The organism is Vibrio sp. 10N.261.52.A1 (assembly GCF_002876325.1).
GTDB lineage: Bacteria > Pseudomonadota > Gammaproteobacteria > Enterobacterales > Vibrionaceae > Vibrio > Vibrio chagasii.
Map to the genome: position 1 here is coordinate 1 of NZ_MCYD01000863.1, position 4,665 is coordinate 4,665.

Annotated in this window: 3 protein-coding genes; all 3 read right to left on the minus strand. The window is 44.1% G+C overall.

Features of this window, described 5'->3' with window-relative positions; genetic code table 11:
• Positions 1-146: 146 nt before the first annotated feature.
• On the minus strand, positions 147-2,273 hold the full coding sequence (locus BCT81_RS18475) for a GNAT family N-acetyltransferase (RefSeq protein ID WP_102425411.1): 2,127 nt from the start codon (positions 2,271-2,273) through the stop codon (positions 147-149).
• A 92-nt stretch (positions 2,274-2,365) separates the two neighbouring features.
• Positions 2,366-3,340, minus strand: a complete 975-nt coding sequence (locus tag BCT81_RS18480; protein ID WP_102425412.1) for a ParB/RepB/Spo0J family partition protein — start codon at positions 3,338-3,340, stop codon at positions 2,366-2,368.
• A 5-nt stretch (positions 3,341-3,345) separates the two neighbouring features.
• The gene (locus BCT81_RS18485; RefSeq protein WP_004736920.1) at positions 3,346-4,563 is read right to left on the minus strand and encodes a ParA family protein; all 1,218 of its coding nucleotides are present in this window, start codon (positions 4,561-4,563) and stop codon (positions 3,346-3,348) included.
• Between the last annotated feature and the right edge of the window lie 102 nt (positions 4,564-4,665).

Below are 4,665 nucleotides of genomic sequence, written 5' to 3' on the forward strand. Positions count from 1 at the left end.
TCACTGTCCTGTGATGTGGTGAGTTAAATAAGAAATTGAGGGAGTGGAATCGAAATGAGGCAGAAGGCTTGGGATTAAGGGACAGTTTACAGTGTAAATTCAACCTTCTAATTTACACTGTAAATCTCGTTTGAAATCGACTGTCGCTATTTACACTGTAAATTAGCGAGTAAGGCTTCGACATCTTTTCGAAATTGAGCCTCTGCTTGCTTACGCCCAATAAAGTTAAACTGTTCAACACAGCTCCCCCACCCTTTCTGTTGAACGACTTTAGCAAGCAACAAATCAGAAACGCAAGAATAAGCAATATTCGTAGAATCGAGGGGGACTACCTGAGCTTGACGTGCATTACTAATAAGCACCAACTTCAACACACTGTAGCCAATGCTGTCGTAACTATTGCCTCCATCAACATAGTTCTTGATAAGTTGGGCTTCAAGCTCGCAGATTGATTCACAATAAGTTGGCAACAGTGCACGCACCATATCGACTTCAAGAGACGCAAGTGAACCCGAAACGACAAAACAAAAGCTGCGCTCAAAATGGTGCAGAAGTTGACTGACCCAAGTTTCAGAATTGGCATTAAGAGGCTTAACCATTAGCACAGAGTGACAACCACTTGCCTGATCACGCTGGTGGCCAATATGTACTGGAGCAAAATCGTTGTTACGCCAGAATGCAATCAAATTACTGGTCGCGCCGAAACTCGTCGCTAAGTAGTCGGCTTGTTCGATGTGTTGCGACAACTTATCCAACATCCAACTGCCAATACCAAAACCTTGATGACGTGTTGATACAGCAATACGCATCACTCTGATACAGTGGCTCGTTGCTGCTTGTGTGGCTCCGAGTTGATTAGCTAACAACACAGGAGCAAGATGACCTTGTGGTCTGCGTTTTCCAATTTGAATCTGGGAAATCAATTCACTGTCTAACCCACCCTCTTGCGTGACCAACATACAACCCAAACACTCTTCTTGCTGCCACACGGCGTACAGTTGAATCGCAGGATTACTTAGGAACTGCATCAGGTCATTTGGAGATGTTTGATAATGAGCATCAACCAGCAGAGAGAAACATTGATGGAGCTTACTTGGGTTAGCTAAACAATCTTGCTTGGATAACTCGACCAAACTTAGTGAGTTGAGTTTCTCATTAGAAAGCACGTCAACCTTGCGCTCTGCCATATCATTTGATGAGGCTGCACCAAGTAAGAAACAATCAAACAACCAAGCTTCAAGCGGGTCGTTATTATTCCAACGGATAGGCTGTTCAAGTCTGTATCCTTTCCAGCCTGGGCGATGCTTAGAAAGCCATGCTTCGAATTTGATTCCGAAACCTCGACCGCTCCCTTCATAGCCATGAACCGTGGTTGAAAAAACCATACGGTGATAACTATCAACCATAGACTTCAACATTGGAATGGGAATCGCCGCTGCTTCATCAACCAACAACAGATCGCAATCAGGCTTGGATTTTAGTAATTCGTCTGGCGCGACAAATCTAAGGCTGCCACCTTGGTAGCAAACATGAATGGCATTAAGGGCTTCACAGCCATCGAGCCTTTGCTGCGCATGTGAAAAAACAGGCTCGGTTGCTTTAACAGATGGCGCTGTCACAATAATGTTGAATCCAGGACGTTCAGCCAAAAGCTGCGCTGCTGCAATACCTAACGTCGAGCTTTTACCACGGCCTCTGTCAGCCGTTAAAATCAAAGGACGCTTTCGATGACCAGACACCACTTTCTTGACCGACTCAACAGCAATATTCTGCTGCGCAAATCGATCTAGATGTTCTGGATCGTTACTCTTTTGTGGAAGTAAATCGAAGCTGCGTTCCAATCCTGAAGCTTCATCATCTTGAGACACAGAAATAAGCTTTTCGAAATACGTATGTAACCAACGTTGGCCAAACACTAAACCTTCGATATTTTCAATATCAGGCGGTAACACCAACAACAGTCCGCCACCGACCAAGGCACCGAGTGCTGCACTAAAGCCATTCGCATCAAATTGCTCTCTAAAATCACAAACAAGCACTTGGCATTCGCGACCGAGAAGTTGCTGACCTTTCTTTGCAGGCGCATGTATAACGCCATCAAATGGAGTCCCACCAATTTGGAAAACGGTTTGTGTGTTGTTCTCTTTGAGGTAACTAGAGATAGCGGAATTTTGCCATGTCGCGCTGCCATTAAACACCACGCCGTAACGGTGGTCATTATGTTGGGCGATATCGGAAAGTGTATTCAGAAACGTGTTGGTTAGGCTTGTCATAATTTGTGTCCAGATTCATCTAAACACAGTTTATCACAGCCAAATAAAAAGCCGCATAAAGCGGCTTTAGAGAAGTTTGGAAAGAAATTTACTTAGTCGAGTTTCGATTGCACGAACGCTAGGATTTCTTGCATCGTTGCATCGTCAACTTTCTTCAGGTTTAGCGCTAGATTTGAGCCCTTGCGGCTGTATGAAGCACGACCTTTGATAAGCTCAACTTTAGGTGATGCTTTTTTCGCTGGCGCAGGAGCCAGTTCAAGAATCCAACCTTCTAGTGTTTCCGTTACGTCTTTAGTTAAACGAGTTACACCTTGTGCTTCGCTGCGCTGCCACACAAAGCCTTCAGACGCATCACACTTAGTCAGTAACGATTGTTGTTGGTCGTCAGTCAGGCCGCTGAATTGTTTATGCAGTTTAACAATCGTTGGGCGACCAAGATCGCTCACATTTGGGTAAGCTTGCAGTAATTCCAGTGGTAAAGCGGCTGCTTTCAATGCACCACTTACTAGCGCCTCACTGCATTGGAACATTTTTGCTAGCGCTTTTTGGTCTTCAGCTTCGCCTTTATCAAGCTTCGCTTGCATCTCTTTCCCCTTCTCGTACAGAGAAAGTGGTTTATGAGCGTTTGCAACGTCAGATAAGAACTTAGCGTGTTCGCCGTTAATGTTTTCAGCAACATAGATAAGGAACTCTTTGTCAGCCAAAATACACGACATACGACGACGGCTACCATCAAGAACTTCGATCTTACCGTCTTTGTTTTTACGACCAACAGCTGGATATTGCTGACCGCGTTCTTTCAATGTTGTCAGAACATCAGAAAGAGCATGTTCATTTAGGAAAGATTGCTCACGAGCATTCTCTTCAAAAACAACGGTGCGAGTTGCTACTTCAGAAGCAGGAATTCGAACCAATTCAAATGAAACTAAATCTTCGCCAGCAACAGAAAGCTCGATCACTTGAGCCTGTTCTTTAGCAGCCGTTTGCGCTTCTTGAGGCGTAGCAACACGACGTTTGTTCGCCTTACCAAATAGCTTTGCATTTAAGTCAGATGTTTTAATTGCCATTCTTGTTATCCCTGATTAAGTGAAGGCCAGTTGCTATGTAATACTCGCTCTAATTCTAGAGCACTTTTTTGTACCGCGTCTTGAGCGACAGCCAGAGTCTTCTTACCGCCTTCAAAATCACTCACTGTCAGGTCGAAAACCGTGCTGTAAGTATCGGCACAAGTCTCGAATGCGCGGCTTCTTGGAATCGTTGCCATCATTACTTGGTCATTCAACAGGTAGTTCATTTCAGTCAGTACTGATACCTGTTTCTTGTTATCGTCTTCAAACATGGTTGGCATCAGACGAACAAACTCAAGCCCTTTCCAATCGTCCGGGAACATTTCGTACACGGTTGGTAAGTGTTGAAAGAAGTTAACCGTTGAAGCCCAGTCTAAACGCTTCGCCGCACATGGAATCAACAGTGCGTTAGACGCGTACATCGCGTTCCATACCAGAGGGTCTACGTGCGGGCCGGTATCAATCATAATCACGTCAAAATCATCCGCGATTTTATCGATAAGCTTCTCTTTTAAAAGACGCACAATGTCTAAAGACTGATCTTGAGAAAGGCTTTGCCACGCTTCAGCGTTGAACATTGCATCTTCTGGGAAAGCAGAAATAGTCTTTAGGTTTGGGTATTGTGTTGGCAACAGTACATTTTTACGCAGAAATTCTTGGTCAACTTCTTGGCCTTCTGGCACGTTGTCCAACATGATATCAACAGCAGAATAAATGCTATCGTGCTCAGTGCCACTAATTTGTGGGTTTAGGAATAAGCGCAGAGAGCCTTGTGGATCTAAGTCAATCAGACAGATACGGTAACGTTTATCAAGATTCAAAGATAAACATGCCGCTAAATGAACCGCTGTCATTGATTTACCCGTACCACCCTTTTGGTTCTGTACGTTGATAATCCATGGCTTATTCCCCGCATGCTGTTTACGTTGGTGGAATTTTGGCACTTCAGCCGCGTCCATCAGCATGTGAGCTTCGGTCAATGAAATTGAGTAATGGTTAGCATTATTCTTCGTAAACTGGTGGCCTTCCGCCTCAAGCTTAGTGATAGCTTCATCCAATTTACGACGAGTTAAGCCAGAACGAGTCTCCATCATAGCCTTGGACATAGGCGGAAAATGCTCGTCACTTCGCTCTTCCAAAATAATCTCAATTCGGTCAGCCTGAACTTGTTGAGTTTGTTCGGCTAGCTGATAGAGCTTATCAATCGTTTGTTCTCTTTTCATTGCCAGTTTCCGTAATGATTAACTAAGTACAAATTGTACAGCGATCACCGATAAAAACAACAAAAACATGAACATACATTTATGAGTAAAATCACATAAAAT

What these genes read in the sequence shown, in the direction of transcription:
- BCT81_RS18475 (WP_102425411.1), bottom strand. Translation starts at nt 2,273, where the DNA reads ATGACAAGCCTAACCAACACGTTTCTGAATACACTTTCCGATATCGCC.
- BCT81_RS18480 (WP_102425412.1), bottom strand. Translation starts at nt 3,340, where the DNA reads ATGGCAATTAAAACATCTGACTTAAATGCAAAGCTATTTGGTAAGGCG.
- BCT81_RS18485 (WP_004736920.1), bottom strand. Translation starts at nt 4,563, where the DNA reads ATGAAAAGAGAACAAACGATTGATAAGCTCTATCAGCTAGCCGAACAA.